The organism is Pseudomonas sp. 7P_10.2_Bac1 (assembly GCF_025465935.1).
GTDB lineage: Bacteria > Pseudomonadota > Gammaproteobacteria > Pseudomonadales > Pseudomonadaceae > Aquipseudomonas.
On the sequence record NZ_JANLNV010000009.1, the window covers coordinates 1 to 15,558 of the forward strand.

Annotated in this window: 17 protein-coding genes; 9 read left to right on the plus strand and 8 right to left on the minus strand. The window is 59.3% G+C overall.

Going from position 1 to position 15,558, the window contains the following annotated elements:
- Nucleotides 1-114 precede the first annotated feature (114 nt).
- The 6 genes from rluB to NTD86_RS01910 all read right to left on the minus strand — a co-directional run bounded on the left by rluB (nucleotide 115) and on the right by NTD86_RS01910 (nucleotide 5,035).
- Nucleotides 115-1,311: a 23S rRNA pseudouridine(2605) synthase RluB gene (gene rluB, locus NTD86_RS01885; RefSeq protein ID WP_262200459.1), complete on the minus strand. Its 1,197-nt coding sequence runs from the start codon at nucleotides 1,309-1,311 to the stop codon at nucleotides 115-117.
- 143 nt (nucleotides 1,312-1,454) lie between these two features.
- Nucleotides 1,455-1,637: a DUF1289 domain-containing protein gene (locus NTD86_RS01890; protein WP_262200460.1), complete on the minus strand. Its 183-nt coding sequence runs from the start codon at nucleotides 1,635-1,637 to the stop codon at nucleotides 1,455-1,457.
- A 98-nt stretch (nucleotides 1,638-1,735) separates the two neighbouring features.
- The gene (gene scpB / locus NTD86_RS01895; protein WP_262200461.1) at nucleotides 1,736-2,689 is read right to left on the minus strand and encodes an SMC-Scp complex subunit ScpB; all 954 of its coding nucleotides are present in this window, start codon (nucleotides 2,687-2,689) and stop codon (nucleotides 1,736-1,738) included.
- Nucleotides 2,690-2,701: 12 nt separating this feature from the next.
- Nucleotides 2,702-3,400, minus strand: a complete 699-nt coding sequence (locus tag NTD86_RS01900) for a segregation and condensation protein A (RefSeq protein ID WP_262200542.1) — start codon at nucleotides 3,398-3,400, stop codon at nucleotides 2,702-2,704.
- A 128-nt stretch (nucleotides 3,401-3,528) separates the two neighbouring features.
- Nucleotides 3,529-4,158 (minus strand): L-threonylcarbamoyladenylate synthase, encoded by a 630-nt coding sequence (locus NTD86_RS01905; protein ID WP_262200462.1) that lies wholly within the window; start codon nucleotides 4,156-4,158, stop codon nucleotides 3,529-3,531.
- Nucleotides 4,159-4,171: 13 nt separating this feature from the next.
- Nucleotides 4,172-5,035 (minus strand): PHP domain-containing protein, encoded by an 864-nt coding sequence (locus NTD86_RS01910; RefSeq protein WP_262200464.1) that lies wholly within the window; start codon nucleotides 5,033-5,035, stop codon nucleotides 4,172-4,174.
- An 84-nt stretch (nucleotides 5,036-5,119) separates the two neighbouring features.
- On the opposite strand from NTD86_RS01910, the gene NTD86_RS01915 reads away from it, so the two are divergent.
- From NTD86_RS01915 to NTD86_RS01935, 5 genes are all read left to right on the plus strand, one after another.
- Entirely contained in the window at nucleotides 5,120-5,722 is a 603-nt protein-coding gene (locus NTD86_RS01915; protein WP_262200465.1) for a septation protein A, read from the plus strand.
- A 1-nt stretch (nucleotide 5,723) separates the two neighbouring features.
- Entirely contained in the window at nucleotides 5,724-6,023 is a 300-nt protein-coding gene (locus NTD86_RS01920; RefSeq protein WP_262200466.1) for a YciI family protein, read from the plus strand.
- A gap of 62 nt (nucleotides 6,024-6,085) precedes the next feature.
- The gene (locus NTD86_RS01925) at nucleotides 6,086-6,763 is read left to right on the plus strand and encodes a response regulator transcription factor (protein WP_262200467.1); all 678 of its coding nucleotides are present in this window, start codon (nucleotides 6,086-6,088) and stop codon (nucleotides 6,761-6,763) included.
- Between the two features lie 299 nt (nucleotides 6,764-7,062).
- On the plus strand, nucleotides 7,063-7,491 hold the full coding sequence (locus NTD86_RS01930; protein ID WP_262200468.1) for a Spy/CpxP family protein refolding chaperone: 429 nt from the start codon (nucleotides 7,063-7,065) through the stop codon (nucleotides 7,489-7,491).
- 78 nt (nucleotides 7,492-7,569) lie between these two features.
- Nucleotides 7,570-8,901, plus strand: a complete 1,332-nt coding sequence (locus NTD86_RS01935) for a sensor histidine kinase (RefSeq protein WP_262200469.1) — start codon at nucleotides 7,570-7,572, stop codon at nucleotides 8,899-8,901.
- Nucleotides 8,902-9,048: 147 nt separating this feature from the next.
- Here NTD86_RS01935 and NTD86_RS01940 read toward each other — a convergent pair whose 3' ends face one another.
- Nucleotides 9,049-9,609 (minus strand): NAD(P)H nitroreductase, encoded by a 561-nt coding sequence (locus NTD86_RS01940; protein ID WP_262200470.1) that lies wholly within the window; start codon nucleotides 9,607-9,609, stop codon nucleotides 9,049-9,051.
- A gap of 118 nt (nucleotides 9,610-9,727) precedes the next feature.
- Here NTD86_RS01940 and NTD86_RS01945 point away from each other — a divergent pair, with 118 nt between their 5' ends.
- The 3 genes from NTD86_RS01945 to NTD86_RS01955 all read left to right on the plus strand — a co-directional run bounded on the left by NTD86_RS01945 (nucleotide 9,728) and on the right by NTD86_RS01955 (nucleotide 12,966).
- A complete protein-coding gene (locus tag NTD86_RS01945) occupies nucleotides 9,728-11,182 on the plus strand; it encodes a TrkH family potassium uptake protein (protein ID WP_262200471.1) in 1,455 nt (484 codons plus the stop codon).
- Nucleotides 11,183-11,239: 57 nt separating this feature from the next.
- Nucleotides 11,240-11,995 carry a helix-turn-helix transcriptional regulator gene (locus NTD86_RS01950; protein ID WP_262200472.1) on the plus strand — a complete coding sequence of 252 codons (756 nt, stop codon included), beginning with the start codon at nucleotides 11,240-11,242 and terminating at the stop codon, nucleotides 11,993-11,995.
- Between the two features lie 77 nt (nucleotides 11,996-12,072).
- The gene (locus tag NTD86_RS01955; protein ID WP_262200473.1) at nucleotides 12,073-12,966 is read left to right on the plus strand and encodes a DMT family transporter; all 894 of its coding nucleotides are present in this window, start codon (nucleotides 12,073-12,075) and stop codon (nucleotides 12,964-12,966) included.
- Here the strand turns inward: NTD86_RS01955 and NTD86_RS01960 are convergent.
- Entirely contained in the window at nucleotides 12,960-13,247 is a 288-nt protein-coding gene (locus NTD86_RS01960) for a SelT/SelW/SelH family protein (protein WP_262200474.1), read from the minus strand. The two genes, NTD86_RS01955 and NTD86_RS01960, sit on opposite strands and share 7 nt — an antisense overlap.
- Nucleotides 13,248-13,317: 70 nt before the next feature.
- Here NTD86_RS01960 and NTD86_RS01965 point away from each other — a divergent pair, with 70 nt between their 5' ends.
- Nucleotides 13,318-15,501 (plus strand): patatin-like phospholipase family protein, encoded by a 2,184-nt coding sequence (locus tag NTD86_RS01965; protein ID WP_262200475.1) that lies wholly within the window; start codon nucleotides 13,318-13,320, stop codon nucleotides 15,499-15,501.
- Nucleotides 15,502-15,558: the final 57 nt, after the last annotated feature.

Below are 15,558 nucleotides of genomic sequence, written 5' to 3' on the forward strand. Positions count from 1 at the left end.
TTCGCAGATCAAAAGATCGCGAGGCAAGCCCGCTCCTACTGGAGGTGTTTATTTTCTGGGCATAAAAAAACGCCAACCCTTTGGGGGTTGGCGTTTTTTTACAACACTGAGCGTTTACTCAGGCTTGCGACGGCCAGAGCCTGGACGCTGGCCGGAACCTACCGGCGCACCACGACGTTTGCCAGACGGCGCGTCATCAACCAGTTTTGGCCCCGTACGGGTTGGCTTGGTTGGACGTTTGTTGACTTCGCTTGGACGCTCGGCGATGGGCGCACCACGGCCCGCAGGCACACGGTCAGTACGGCCGGCTGGCTTGCGTGCCGGACGGGCAGCCTCATCGCGGGCCGGACGACCTGGACGCTCGCCTTCAATGTGCGGCTGACGCGCCGGACGCGGTGCCGAAGGCTCGCCATTGGCCGGTCGCAAGGTCCGCGCAACGCGGTCTGCACGCGCCACAGGGCGCGAAGACTTGCGCTGCATACGCTCAAGCTTGTCTTTGCTCTTGGCGTTCATTTCAGGCAAGGCCACCGGCGTGAGGCCGACTTCTGCACTGAGAATGTCGATTTCGTACTGGCTCATTTCGCGCCAGCGCCCCATCGGCAAGTCGGAGTTGAGGAACACCGGACCGAAACGCACGCGCTTCAGACGGCTGACCACCAAGCCTTGGGATTCCCACAAACGACGAACTTCACGGTTACGACCTTCCATCACCACGCAGTGGTACCAATGGTTGAAGCCTTCGCCGCCCGGTGCTTGCTGAATATCAGTGAAACGCGCCGGACCGTCCTCCAGCACGACACCCGCCTTGAGGCGCGCGATCATGTCGTCATCGACTTCGCCACGCACACGAACAGCGTATTCACGGTCCATTTCAAAGGAAGGGTGCATCAGACGGTTGGCCAGCTCACCGTCGGTGGTGAACATCAACAAACCTGTGGTGTTGATGTCGAGACGACCGATGTTGATCCAGCGGCCTTCTTTGGGGCGCGGCAGCTTGTCAAACACGGTCGGACGGCCTTCTGGGTCGTCACGGGTGCAGATTTCACCGTCCGGCTTGTTGTACATGATCACGCGGCGCACCGACTCGGCAGCCTCTTCACGCTTGATCACCTTGCCATCGATGGAGATGGCGTCGTGCAGGTCTACGCGCAGACCAAGGGTTGCATCCTTGCCATTGACCTTGATGCGGCCCTGGCTGATCCAGCTTTCTACGTCACGGCGCGAGCCGACGCCGATACGGGCGAGCACTTTTTGCAGTTTTTCGCCTGCTGGAGCCATTTCCTGGCTGTCTTTAGGGTCTAGATCACTCATCTGGGCACCTCCCGGTGTGTCAACTCAGGCCTGGCCTGAGGTATTAAAAATAGGTCCTGCGGCTCGAACGAGCATGCGGGGGTCGCGAATCATACGCCGATGTTGGCCATTACGCATCAACGAGTAGCCGTGAAGCCGCCGGCTTACTTCTTTTTCCGCCGACCGGTGGCCTTAAGGGCCCGAAGACGCAAGGCGGCTTCGGCCATCACGGCACGCTTTTCATCCTTGTCGAGTTTCTTCCAGCTTTTGATTTCACGCTTGCTGCGCCCGCAGCCGATGCAGATGTCATCGGTGAACTTGCAGAGGCTGATGCAGGGGTTTTTCATGGTGCAATCTCCCAAAATCCCTGTAGGAGCGAGCTTGCCTCGCGAACTTTTAAAGATCAAAAGATCGCGAGACAAGCTCGCCCCTACAGGGGCGTGCGTCAGTCTTCGAGATCGCGGCGCTCCTGTTCGATGGCCTCGGCCAGGGCCTGTGCCTCGAGCTCTTCTTCACTCAGGGCGGCGCGGGCCTCCAGAGCCGCTACGGCTGCACGCAAGCGATCACGCGCCAGCTCCGCCGCGCTGAGCCGTGGCTCAGCCTCAGGCTGTGGCTCTGGCTCAGGTTGCGGTTCGGGCACTTGTTCTTCACTTGCCGCTTGCAGCTCAACGCTTACAACTGCTTCTTCTCTCAACAGATCATCAAAGTCTGTCTTAAGACCTTCCTCCATCGAGTCCAGCTCCACCAGCAAGGTGCGGAAGCTGGTTTCTTCCTTGGGCTCTTCGGGCTCCAGGCTTTCGTCCGCCAGGGCTTGCAGATGCTCGGGCACCGGTGCGTCGTCGAAGTCGAGGACCGGGTCCGGTTCCAGCTCACGCAATTCGGCCAAAGGCGGCAAGTCATCGAGGTTTTTCAGGTTGAAGTGGTCCAGAAACGCCTTGGTTGTCGCAAACATCGCGGGCTTGCCCGGCACGTCACGGTAACCCACGACCCGAATCCACTCGCGCTCAAGCAGGGTCTTGACGATATGGCTGTTGACCGCCACACCCCGCACATCTTCAATCTCGCCACGGGTGATGGGCTGACGATAGGCAATCAGCGCCATGGTTTCGAGCATCGCCCGCGAATAACGCTGCGGACGTTCTTCCCACAGCCGCCCGACCCAAGGTGAAAACTTCTCGCGGATTTGCAGGCGATAACCCGAGGCCACCTCCTTGAGTTCAAAGGCGCGGCCATCACAGGACTTGCGCAGCAAATCGAGGGCTTTCTTGAACACCGGCGGCTCGGGCCGCTCGTTTTCTTCAAACAGCTCAAACAGCCGCTCAAGGCTCTGCGGTTTTCCGGAGGCCAACAAAAAAGCCTCCAGCAGCGGTGCCAGTTCGCGAGGTTCAGTCAGATTCATGGTTTCAGCTCTTTATTCGGCTCGCGCCCGCACGTGGATTGCCGCAAAGGGCTCATTTTGGACCAGCTCGACCAGCGATTCCTTGACCAGTTCCAGAATGGCCATAAAGGTCACGACCACACCCAGACGACCCTCTTCGACGGTGAACAGCTCAATAAACGGCACGAATCCGCCACCTTTCAGGCGCTCCAGCACTTCACTCATGCGCTCGCGGGTAGACAGGGCTTCACGGCTGACCTGATGGTTTTCAAACATGTCCGTGCGCCGCAGCACTTCGGCCATGGACATCAGCAGTTCTTCTAGCGCGACATCCGGCAACAGTTTGCGCGCACGCGCTTCAGGCGCGTCGAGTTTGGGCACAATGACATCTCGCCCAACCCGGCTCAAGGCATCGATGCCCTCAGCGGCGGCCTTGAATCGCTCGTACTGTTGCAGACGTCGAATCAGTTCGGCACGCGGATCGCCCTCTTCCTCTTCAACCTCGGCCGAACGCGGCAGCAACATGCGCGACTTGATCTCGGCCAACATGGCGGCCATCACCAGGTATTCGGCAGCCAGCTCAAGTCGCACGGTTTTCATCAACTCGACATAGCCCATGTACTGACGGGTAATTTCCGCCACGGGTATATCCAGAATGTCGATGTTTTGCTTGCGGATCAGGTACAGCAACAAGTCGAGCGGGCCTTCAAAGGCATCAAGAAACACCTCCAGCGCATCCGGCGGGATGTACAGGTCCATCGGCATTTCAATGACGGCCTGGCCATAGACCATGGCAAACGGCAGCTCTTGCTGGGCACCGGCCTGATCATCAATCACGTCTGCAGGTTCTAGCTCTGACATCAGGCCTCGACCATAAACGGTGCTGGATCACCACACCCTACCCGAACGACTTCGGGCTCATCATTGACCAGACTGATCACGGTCGAGGCCTTGTGGCCGCCAAAACCGCCATCGATGATCAGGTCGACATGTTTTTCCAGCACGTCACGAATGGTATACGGGTCTTCCATGGGCTCGGCGTCGTCCGGCAGGATCAGCGTGACACTCATCAGCGGCTCGTTGAGCTCTTCAAGCAACGCCAGCGCAATCGGATGCTGTGGCACGCGCATGCCGATGGTACGCCGCTTGGGGTGCAACAGCAGGCGCGGTACTTCACGCGTGGCGTTCAGGATGAAGGTGTAAGGGCCCGGCGTGTGTGCCTTGAGCAAACGAAACACCTCGGTATCGACCTTGGCAAACAAGCCCAGTTGCGACAGGCCAGAACACATCAGGGTGAAGTTGTGCTTGTCATCCAGGTTACGCAGGCGCTTGATGCGCTCAATCGCGTTTTTATCCCCCATCTGACAGCCCACTGCGTAGGACGAATCGGTGGGGTAAATCACCACTCCACCCTTGCGAATGATCTCGACCGCCTGTTTGATCAGACGTGGCTGTGGGTTTTCCGGATGAATCTGGAAAAATTGACTCACGTTATGTTCCTGTTCAGTCGGTGGCAGCAGGCTGGTCATAGTTGAATCGACACCACAATGGCGGCAGATCTTCCGGGACGGGGCGGTATTCGCCGATCTCGGACCAACCTCCAGGGCCATGAAAATCACTGCCGGCACTCACCAGCAGACCAAATTCACGCGCCAGAATCGCCAGGCTTCCTACCTGATCAGCCGGTTGATAGCCATTGACGACCTCAATCGCGTGACCTCCCGCTTGAATATAGTCGCCAATCAGCCGACGTCGCTTGCTGCGCGTGAAATCATAGTGCGACGGATGCGCCAGACTGACCCACGCACCGGCCGCACGCAAGGTGCCGACGGTATCTTCAAGGCTCGGCCAATGCTGCTTTACGTCGCCCAGCTTGCCAGCACCCAGCCACTTGCGGAACGCTTCGGCACGGTCTTTGACGTATCCGGCTTCGACCAGATAATCGGCAAAATGTGGACGGGCTGGCGCGTTACCACTGTCACCCAGCCCCTGCTGAATGGCCCGGGCGCCTTCCAGCGCGCCCGGCATGCCTTTTTGGGCCAGTTTGCGGCTGATCTCTTCGGCGCGCAGCCAGCGCCCCTGATGCAGGTTGGCAATGGCCTCGAGCAAGGCCGGGGCATTGAGGTCAAAACCATACCCCAGCACATGAATCGTCGCGCCGCCCCAGGTGCAGGACAATTCAATGCCGTTTATCAACGTCATGTTCAAGGCCAGCGCCGCCGTACGGGCTTCTTCAAGGCCTTCAAGTGTATCGTGATCGGTCAGGGCCAGGACTCGCACACCTTTCTCGAACGCACGCGCAACCAGCGCCGCCGGCGCCAATGCGCCATCAGATGCCGTGCTATGGCAATGCAAGTCTATTTCCACGGGGATTTAATAACCTCTAGCTGACGCTTTCGCTGTCATTGATGTTTGTTATTATGCCGCCACATCCTGCTTCTGGCTGCCACTGTGAAACAATTCATCGATTTCATCCCGCTGTTACTGTTTTTCGTTGTCTACAAAATCGAACCACGCGTCGTCGATATCGCCGGGCACAGCCTCACGGTCGGGGGTATCTTCAGCGCGACAGCGATGCTGATCCTCAGCTCGGTGGTGGTTTACGGCATTCTGTTCATCAAGCAGCGCAAGCTCGAAAAGAGCCAATGGCTGACCCTGATCGCCTGTCTGGTATTTGGTAGCCTGACCTTGGCCTTCCACAGCGAAACCTTCTTGAAGTGGAAGGCTCCGGTAGTGAACTGGTTGTTTGCACTGGCATTTGCCGGTAGCCATTTCATTGGCGACAAGCCGCTGATCAAACGCATCATGGGCCACGCAGTGACCCTGCCAGATGCCATCTGGACACGCCTGAACGTGGCCTGGATCGGCTTTTTCCTGTTCTGCGGCGCGGCCAACCTGTTCGTGGCCTTCACTTACCAGAGCATCTGGGTCGACTTCAAAGTCTTCGGCAGCCTGGGCATGACCGTGTTGTTCCTGGTCGCTCAGGGCATTTATCTGTCGCGTCATATGCATGACACCGATTCTGCACCGACCAACACCAAATCCGAGGACTGACATGCTCTACGCAATCATTTCCACCGACATAGCCGATTCCCTTGAAAAACGCCTTGCCGCACGCCCCGCTCACCTTGAGCGTTTGAACGCACTCAAGGACGCTGGTCGCCTGGTCCTGGCTGGCCCGCACCCGGCCATCGACAGTAACGACCCAGGCGCGGCCGGTTTCAGTGGCAGCCTGGTGGTGGCCGAATTCGACTCCCTGCAAGCTGCCAAGACCTGGGCCGATGCTGACCCTTACGTGGCTGCAGGCGTCTACGACAATGTGACCATCAAGCCGTTCAAGAAAGTCCTGCCATAAACGCGGTATTTTTGCCGGTCGCCGACGCGTACAGCGTCGGCACTGGCTAAATCGAGTAAGACATGAGCGACCTGTTACTGATAGATGATGACCAGGAGCTCTGCGAGCTTCTGAGCAGTTGGTTAAGCCAGGAAGGCTTCCAGGTACGCGCCTGCCACGACGGCCTGAGTGCCCGCAAGGCGCTGCTCGATGCGAGCCCTGACGCCGTGGTGCTGGATGTGATGCTGCCAGACGGCAGCGGTCTGGAGCTGCTCAAGCAACTGCGCAACGATCACCCCGACCTGCCCGTGCTGATGCTATCGGCCCGCGGTGAGCCACTGGACCGCATTCTGGGCCTTGAACTGGGCGCCGATGATTACCTGGCCAAACCCTGCGACCCGCGCGAACTGACCGCCCGCTTGCGTGCTGTCTTGCGCCGCAGCCACCCCGCTGCCGTGTCCACCCAGCTGGAGTTGGGCGACCTGTGCTTCAGCCCGGTACGTGGCGTGGTCACCATCGACGAACATGACATTCCCCTGACCGTATCGGAAAGCCGCTTGCTGGAAGCACTGCTGCGTCAGCCGGGCGAGCCGCTGGACAAGCAGGAACTGGCGCAAATCGCGCTGGGACGCAAACTGACCCTGTACGACCGCAGCCTCGACATGCACGTCAGCAACCTGCGTAAAAAGATCGGCCCGCATCCCGACGGTCGCCCCCGGATCATGGCACTGCGCAGCCGGGGCTATTTCTATAGCGTTTAAGAACCGTTGCAGGCGGCGAAACCCTGTAGCAGGTGACGAGCAACGCGCGCCTGCGTCAGGCCGCGAAACAGTCGTAATCCAGACTTCACGGTCCGTGCCATGAGCCTTTACGATCGTTTCGCAATCGGACGCAGCCTGCGGCAACTGCCACAGAGTACGCGCCATAATCACAACTATTTTGTAAACCTCCCTTCAAACCCTCTTTACCTAAGCTTTACGCTCGACTGACAGCCATTGACCTTGATCTCCCTAAACTGGGCGCATCCGGATTCACCGGAATCGAACGAAGGAGACACACCATGCGTAAGACTTTAATTGCTCTGATGTTTGCTGCAGCCCTGCCAACCGTCGCAATGGCAATGCCAGGTGGCGACGGCCCAATGGGCCCACGCCATGGCGGTGACCATGGTCGAGGCGATGCCCCTTACAGCCAACTGGACCTGAGCCGCGACCAACGCCAGCAGATCGGCAAGCTGATGGGCGAGCAAATGCGCGAACGTAAGCAACTGGTCGAGAAGTACCTGGAAAAACTCCCAGCGGCAGATCAGAAAGCCCTGAAAGACGAAATTGCTGCCAAGCATCAGAAAACCCAGAGCGAGATTCGCGCCCTGCTCAAGCCTGATCAGCAAAAAACTTTTGATGAAATTCAAAAAAAACGCGCTGAACGCCAAGCTGAATGGAAACAGTTCAAGGAGTGGAAAGCTCAACAAGCTGTAAAAGCGCAATAATCTACAGTCTTACCAAGCCCAACGACCTTCGGTCGTTGGGCTTTGGTCGTTTCCATCAATAAAGTGTGAGGATTTACTGTGCGTTCACTGTTTTGGCGCATTCTGGCCAGTTTTTGGCTGGCAATAGCTTTGGTCGCAGGGCTGTCGATTCTGTTGGGGCATATGCTCAATCAAGACGCCTGGATCCTGAGCCGCCATCCCGGCCTGCATAATCTGGCGCAACAGTGGACTGAACGTTACGAAAGCCAAGGCCCGGATGCCGCCCAGGACTTCCTCGAACGTCGCAAGCGTCGTTATCACATTGACGTCCAAGTACTTAATGAAAGCGGTGATCCCGTGGTGGAAGGCACCTTCCCACGCCGTGCAGCGGTCTGGGAAGCCCGCCAGGGGCATGGTAAGGAGCAACTGCCGTGGCGCCGACTGACCGTGGAGTACACCAGCCCCAACACAGCCGAAACCTACTTGCTGATTTACCGTATTCCACACCCGGAGCTGGATGCCTGGCATCGTCAAAGCCTGATCTGGCCACTGAGCGCGCTAGGGATCGCACTGGTGGTGCTGACCCTGTTCAGTTTGCTGGTCACGCTGTCGATCACCCGCCCGCTGAGTCGCCTGCGCGGGGCTGTCCACGACCTGGGGCAAACCACCTATCAGCAAAACAGCCTGGCCCAACTGGCTTCGCGGCGCGATGAGTTCGGGGTGCTTGCCACCGACTTCAACCGCATGGGCGCACGTTTGCAAAGCTTGATCGGCAGCCAGCGGCAATTGCTTCGCGATGTGTCGCACGAACTGCGCTCACCCTTGGCGCGTCTGCGCATAGCATTGGCCTTGGCCGAACGCGCCGGGCCGCAAGAGCGCGAAAAGCTCTGGCCGCGCCTGACCCGCGAGTGTGATCGCCTGGAATCCTTGATCAGTGAAATCCTGGCGCTGGCCCGGGTGGATGCCGATCAGGCCAGCGCTGAACACATCGAATTGCCCCCGCTGCTTGCGGCCATCCAGAAGGACGCCACCTTGGCCGCGCCCGAACAACGGGTGCAGCTCAATACCGAGCCCGATCTGAGCATCAGCGGCTGGCCGACCATGATCGAGCGCGCCGTCGACAACCTGCTGCGCAACGCTCAACGTTTTAACCCACACGATCAGCCAATTGAATTGACCGCCCAGCGCTCAGGTGAACACATCACCATCAGCGTGCGCGACCACGGGCCCGGGGTTGCCAAAGAGTATCTGGCGCATCTGGGTGAGCCGTTCTTTCGCGCGCCGGGCCAGACCGCTGCGGGGCATGGATTGGGCCTGGCGATTGCCCGCCGCGCTGCAGAGCGCCACGGCGGTCGGCTGCTGCTCGACAATCACCCGCAGGGTGGCTTTGTTGCCACGCTGGAGCTGCCGGTGGAGCCCAATGCCACTTAGACAAAAGACTTCAGGAGCAGGCTTGCCTGCGACTTTTTGATCTTGACCTGGCCTTTGATCCAAGAGGCCAGGTCAAACCGCGCTGGTCAATCGCGCAGTAAAGCCGGAACCCGCATAAGGCAGGACGGCCACTCATAGAGCCAACGCTTAGGCTGACCAGACCTTTACAAATTCGGCACTGTTCACTTTTGGCGCATCACGCAGGTCGTTCTGCGGGGTGCCCAGGTACAGGAACGCAACCACCTCTTCGCCGTCTTCCAGACCCAGCCCCTTGGCCACGTGCGCGTTGTATGACAGCTCGCCGGTGCGCCACACCGCGCCAACACCTTGGGCAAACGCGGCCAGCTCAATGGCATGGGCCGCGCAACCGGCGGTAATCAGTTGCTCGGACTTGGGCACTTTGAAGTGATCCTGCAAGCGAGCCACCACCACGACGATCAGCGGTGCGCGCAATGGCATAGCCCGCGCTTTGTCCAGTGCAGCCTGAGTCACTTCGCCACCCTGCCCCTGCACGGCTTGCGCGAGGATTTCACCCAACTGGTTACGCGCCTCACCTTCAATCGTTAAAAACCGGTAAGGCCGCAGTTGGCCGTGATCTGGAGCGCGCAAGGCGGCCGCGAACAGGATTTCACGTTGTTCGGCCGTCGGCGCAGGATCAAGCAAGCGCGGAGCAGAAACACGGTGAAGCAAAGCGTCGAGAGCCTCCATTGGCCACCTCCTGAAGAAAATGTGCGGCTATTCTAACGGTATCCATCGAAAGTCTGGCGGTTTACATCGCTCAGACCACAGGTAGAATGGCGCCCCCCTTCAAGCCCGAGCTGATTTCATGGCATTGCCGACTTTACGCATTATCGGTTTTGTAATCGGCATCTTCCTGATTACGCTCGCGGTCAGCATGTCTGTGCCGATGCTGACGCTGGTCATTTTTGACCGCATGAGTGATCTGCCGTCCTTTCTCTGGGCCAGCCTGATCACCTTCCTGGCCGGGCTTGCACTGGTGATTCCGGGCCGCCCCGAGCAGGTTCACCTGCGACCGCGGGACATGTATCTGCTCACGGTGTCCAGTTGGCTGGTGGTGTGCATTTTTGCCGCGCTACCGTTTTTGCTGACACAGCACATCAGTTACACCGACTCGTTTTTTGAAAGCATGTCCGGGATTACCGCCACCGGTTCGACAGTGTTGAGCGGGCTGGACACCATGACCCCCGGGATCTTGATGTGGCGCTCGATGCTGCACTGGCTCGGCGGCATCGGCTTTATCGGTATGGCGGTGGCGATTCTGCCCTTGCTGCGCATCGGCGGCATGCGCCTGTTCCAGACCGAGTCGAGTGACCGCTCAGAAAAAGTCATGCCGCGCTCGCACATGGTGGCGCGCTTGATTGTCGCTACGTATGTCAGCATCACCATCCTCGGCAGCCTGGCGTTCTGGTGGGCTGGCATGAGCGTGTTCGACGCAATCAACCACGCAATGTCAGCGATTTCCACGGGGGGGTTCTCCACCTCCGACCAGTCTCTGGCCAAGTGGACACAACCGGCAGTGCACTGGGTGGCCATCGTGATGATGATTCTCGGCAGCCTGCCCTTCACCTTGTATGTCGCCACCTTGCGCGGCCATCGCAAGGCTTTGTTCAAGGATCAACAGGTTCAGGGCTTGCTAGGGCTGCTGGTGGTGACCTGGTTCGTCATGGGCACCTGGATGTGGTGGACCACCGATATGTCGTGGTGGGACGCCTTCCGGCATGTGGCACTTAACGTCACGTCGGTGGTGACCACGACCGGCTTCGCTCTGGGTGACTACAGCCTGTGGGGCAACTTCTCACTGATGCTGTTTTTCTATCTGGGTTTTATCGGGGGCTGTTCGGGCTCTACGGCGGGCGGGATCAAGATTTTCCGCTTTCAGGTGGCTTACATTCTGCTCAAGGCCAACCTTAACCAACTGATTCACCCGCGTGCGGTCATCAAGCAAAAATACAACGGGCACCGCCTCGACGAAGAAATCGTGCGCTCGATTTTGACCTTTTCGTTTTTCTTCGCCATCACCATTTGCGTGATTGCACTGGCGCTGTCAATGCTGGGCCTTGACTGGATGACCGCCCTCACCGGCGCCGCCAGCACCGTATCTGGCGTGGGCCCGGGGCTGGGCGAGATCATCGGCCCGTCCGGCAATTTTTCCACCTTGCCGGATGCCGCCAAGTGGATTCTGTCGTTTGGCATGTTGCTCGGACGCCTCGAGATCATTACCGTGTTCGTATTGTGTGTTCCGGCGTTCTGGCGGCATTGATCCACCTGCACACTGCAAGCCCGCGCCACCCGGGCGCGTCTACTCAAGAGGTTCCGCATGGGCCAGATCCTGTCACTGCGTCACTACCGCCAAGAGGTGATCGCGCATAGCCACGAGCATGCGCAGGTGGTGATCAGTCTGTCCGGCTCACTCGCTTTCGAGATTGACGGCCGCGGTACGTTGTTGCGTCAACAGCACCTGGTGGTGGTGCCCGCCGGTGCGCATCACACCTGCGGCAGTGACCAAGGCAGCCAATGCCTGGTGCTTGATGTACCGAGCCAGGACTGGCTGGGTGAGTCGCTGGGCAGTCATGCCGACGCCAGCCGACGCTTGCTCGACAGTGCCGGGCACTTGAGCCTCGACGCCAATCAACACCAGTTGGTGAGCTGGCTTGCCAACAGCCCGGTGAACGATCCCCTGATTGCCCGCCAAGGGGCGATCCTGTTGCTGGCAAGTCTGAACAACAGCGTCGCGCCGGTGACCGCAAAACGCCTGCCTTTTGCCGCACTGGATGCCTACATCGATCAAAACCTCGCTTACCCGTTGCAGGTAATCGATCTGGCACGTGTCGCCGGTTTATCCTGCGCCCGCTTGCACAGCCGCTTCCTCAGTGAATGCGGGCTAACGCCCATGGATTACATTCGCCAGCGTCGCCTCAACTGTGCCTTGCAGCTGCTGCGCCATAGCGCCCTGCCCATGGGTGAAGTCGCCAGCCGGGTCGGCTACGCGTCGCAAAGCGCATTCAGCGCCGCCATGCTGCGTGAGTTCGGGGCTTCACCGTCAAAGCTGCGCCGCGAGTCTGGCGACAACTGACGCGAGTCCGGCGACAGACAGCCTCCGCCCCCCACCCTTAGACTGCACGCCTTGCTTGTATCGACTTAAGGACTGCAATGACTCCGCGTACCGCTTTGGGCGCCCTGCATATTGGCGCACTGATGTTTGGCCTGACCGGCGTGTTCGGCAAACTCGCCGCCGCGTCGGCTTCGATTATTGTGTTTGGCCGGGCCGGGTTCGCGGTGCTGGCACTGGCCTTCTTTGCTGCCCTGGCCAAAGGCACCCGCTGGAAAAAGCTGGCACTGCGTGACGCCCGCAACTTGCTGGTCAGCGGGTTGCTGCTGGCCGGGCACTGGGTGAGTTTTTTTGTCTCGGTGAAAATTGCCGGCGTGGCGATTGCGACCCTGGGCTTTGCCAGCTTTCCGGCGTTTACGGTGATTCTTGAAGGGCTGATTTTTCGCGAGCGCATCCGTCTCAACGAAATAGTACTGGTGCTACTGGTCAGCATCGGCCTGATTCTGGTGACCCCAAGCTTTGACCTGGCCAGCCAGGCCACTGAAGGGCTGATTTGGGCGGTTGCCTCGGGCTTGCTGTTTTCGCTGCTGTCACTGAACAACCGGGCCAACAGCGGGCGGGTGCCAGCAGTCCAGGCGGCAATGTGGCAAAACGCGGTGGTCGCCTTTTGCCTGCTGCCCTTTGCAGCGCCAGGCCTGAGTGCGGTTCAGCCGCTGGATTGGCTGTGGATCGCTTTGCTCGGAGTGTTCTGCACAGGCGTGGCCCATAGCCTGTTTGTCGCCAGCCTGGCGGTGATCAAGGCCCGCACAGCGGCCGTGGTCTTTGCCCTGGAGCCGGTGTACGGCATCACCCTGGCGTGGCTGTTGTTCCATGAAACCCCAACGCTTCGCATGCTGATCGGTGGGGTTTTGATCATCGTCGCGATCGTAGTGTCGAGCCGCATGCCCAGTGGCCAGACGCTCAAAAAAGTCGAACAGGGTTCAGCCGCTCACTGAACCCGGTCGTTGTGCCCCAGGTCACGCTGGGGGTCAATCTGATCGCGCACCCGCTGCTTGAGCACCTTGGCCTCGGGGAAGCCGCCATCAGTCTTGCGCTCCCAGATCTGCACGTCGTCACAGGTGATCCGGAACACACCGCCTGTGCCCGGCTGCAGCGCCACTTGCCCCAGGTCGTCAGCAAAGGTGCTGAGCAGCTCTTGCGCCAACCAGGCCGCCCGGAGCAACCACTGACACTGGGTGCAATAAGTTATGACAATTTGAGGCTTGCTGGCAGTCATGTTTATGAAACTCCTGGGGTTGAAGGCGCCGCTATAATAGCCGCCTTTGCCGCTTGCCCAGAGACTCATGATGCGCCGTTTGCTGATTTTCCTGCTCGTGTGTTTAACCCCATTGGCGCTGTTTGCAGCCGATAAACCCCAGCCGAAGATCGGCCTGGTGCTCTCAGGGGGTGCGGCCCGTGGCCTGGCCCACGTCGGCGTACTCAAGGCCCTGGAAGAACAAGGCATTCACATTGATGCCATCGCCGGCACCAGCATGGGCGCGGTGATCGGCGGGCTGTATGCCTCGGGCTACAAAATTGATGAGCTGGAAAAGCTCGCCCTGAGCATCGACTGGCAACAAGCCCTGTCCGACAGCCCTGCTCGCGAGGACATCCCGTTTCGGCGCAAGCAGGATGACCGCGATTTTCTGGTCCGGCAAAAACTTAGCTTCCGTGACGATGGCAGCCTGGGCCTGCCCTTGGGAGTGATTCAGGGCCAGAACCTGTCCTTGCTGCTTGAAAGCCTGCTGGCACACAGCAGCGACGTACGCGACTTCGACAAGCTGCCCATCCCCTTCCGCGCCGTAGCCACTGACATCGTCAACGGCGAAAAGGTGGTGTTCCGCAAAGGCCACTTGCCGCAAGTGATCCGTGCCAGCATGTCGATTCCTGCAGTATTTGCCCCTGTAGAAATCAACGGCCAGTTGCTGGTCGATGGCGGCATGGTCGACAACATCCCGGTGGACGTCGCCCGGGAGATGGGCGTGGACAGAGTGATCGTGGTGGACATCGGCACCCCGCTGCGCGGGCGCAAGGAGCTCAACACCGTCTTCGACATTCTTAACCAGTCCATCACCCTGATGACCCGCAGCAACTCTGAGGTCCAACTGGCCACGCTAAAACCGGACGACGTACTGATCAAACCGTCGCTCGCGAGCATTGGCGCGACGGACTTTGGCCGCTCAGAAGACATCATCAATGCCGGCTATCGCGCGACGCAGATTCTCGAAAACCGTCTGGCCAGCCTGCGCCAACCCGCCGACGCGCAACTGAGCATCGCCCGCTCTGCCGAAGAACGGACCCCGGTGATTACCGCGATCAAAATCGAGAACGATTCGAAAATCGACGACTCAGTGATCCGCTATTACATCCGCCAACCGGTCGGTGAGCCCTTGGATCTCGCACGTCTGCAACGGGACATGGGCACACTGTACGGCCTGGATTACTTTGACCAAGTGCAGTACCGCGTGGTGCACAAAGGTCAGGAGCGCACCCTGGTGATCAGCGCCCGGGCCAAGCGCAGCGGCACCGATTTCCTGCGTCTGGGCATCAACCTCTCGGATGACATGCACGGCGACAGCGCCTTCAACCTCGGCGCCAGCTACCGGGTCAATGGCATTAACCGCCTGGGCGCCGAGTGGCTGACGCGGGTGCAAATCGGCGATAAGCAAGAGCTGTACAGCGAGTTCTATCAACCGCTGGATGCGGGCTCGCGGTTCTTTGTGGCGCCGTATATCAACGCTCAATCGCAGAACGTCGAGGCCATTCTGGATAACGACCCGATTGCTGAATACCGTCTTGAGCGCTATGGATTTGGCTTGAACCTGGGCCGCCAGATCGGCAACAGCGGTGAGATCCGTGTGGGCGTCGGTGAGGCATGGGGCAAGGCCGATGTACGAATCGGCGAGCGTGATTTGCCGAGCACCAGCTTCACCGAAGGCTTTTATGACGTTAAGTACTCGTTCGATTCGCTGGATAACGTTTACTTCCCGCACACGGGTGAAGACATCAGCTTGAACTTCCGCCAGTTTGACCCGGCGCTGGGCTCGGACGAGCGTTATCGCCAATGGGAATTCAACCTCGACAAGGCCCTGAGTTCGGGGCCGAACACCTGGATTCTGGGCGGGCGTTACGGGCGTACGCTGGACCAGGCCAACGTCGTGACCTCAAGCTTTTTGCTCGGCGGTGCGCGGCAGCTGTCCGGGTTCCGTGAGGATGCGATTTCGGGGCAGAACATCAGCCTGCTACGGGCTGTCTACTATCGGCGCCTGACACCGCGTTCGTACCTGCCGCTGGATTTCCCACTGTATGCCGGTGCGTCCCTGGAGCGCGGCCGCGCCTGGAACAATGACAACGAATTCGACAGTGGCTATATCAATGCCGCGAGCATTTTTATCGGTTTCGACACACCGCTGGGGCCGCTGAACTTCAGCTACGGCTTTAACGATGACAATCAGAAGGCGCTGTACCTGAACCTGGGGCAGACGTTCTAAGCTGTGCTCTTACAGGAGCGAGCTTGCCTCGCGATCTTTTAAACGATCAAAAGATCG

What these genes read in the sequence shown, in the direction of transcription:
- NTD86_RS01955 (WP_262200473.1), top strand. Translation starts at nt 12,073, where the DNA reads ATGACTCCGCGTACCGCTTTGGGCGCCCTGCATATTGGCGCACTGATG.
- NTD86_RS01965 (WP_262200475.1), top strand. Translation starts at nt 13,318, where the DNA reads ATGCGCCGTTTGCTGATTTTCCTGCTCGTGTGTTTAACCCCATTGGCG.
- scpB (WP_262200461.1), bottom strand. Translation starts at nt 2,689, where the DNA reads ATGAATCTGACTGAACCTCGCGAACTGGCACCGCTGCTGGAGGCTTTT.
- NTD86_RS01925 (WP_262200467.1), top strand. Translation starts at nt 6,086, where the DNA reads ATGAGCGACCTGTTACTGATAGATGATGACCAGGAGCTCTGCGAGCTT.
- NTD86_RS01920 (WP_262200466.1), top strand. Translation starts at nt 5,724, where the DNA reads ATGCTCTACGCAATCATTTCCACCGACATAGCCGATTCCCTTGAAAAA.
- NTD86_RS01950 (WP_262200472.1), top strand. Translation starts at nt 11,240, where the DNA reads ATGGGCCAGATCCTGTCACTGCGTCACTACCGCCAAGAGGTGATCGCG.
- rluB (WP_262200459.1), bottom strand. Translation starts at nt 1,311, where the DNA reads ATGAGTGATCTAGACCCTAAAGACAGCCAGGAAATGGCTCCAGCAGGC.
- NTD86_RS01945 (WP_262200471.1), top strand. Translation starts at nt 9,728, where the DNA reads ATGGCATTGCCGACTTTACGCATTATCGGTTTTGTAATCGGCATCTTC.
- NTD86_RS01940 (WP_262200470.1), bottom strand. Translation starts at nt 9,609, where the DNA reads ATGGAGGCTCTCGACGCTTTGCTTCACCGTGTTTCTGCTCCGCGCTTG.
- NTD86_RS01960 (WP_262200474.1), bottom strand. Translation starts at nt 13,247, where the DNA reads ATGACTGCCAGCAAGCCTCAAATTGTCATAACTTATTGCACCCAGTGT.
- NTD86_RS01890 (WP_262200460.1), bottom strand. Translation starts at nt 1,637, where the DNA reads ATGAAAAACCCCTGCATCAGCCTCTGCAAGTTCACCGATGACATCTGC.
- NTD86_RS01930 (WP_262200468.1), top strand. Translation starts at nt 7,063, where the DNA reads ATGCGTAAGACTTTAATTGCTCTGATGTTTGCTGCAGCCCTGCCAACC.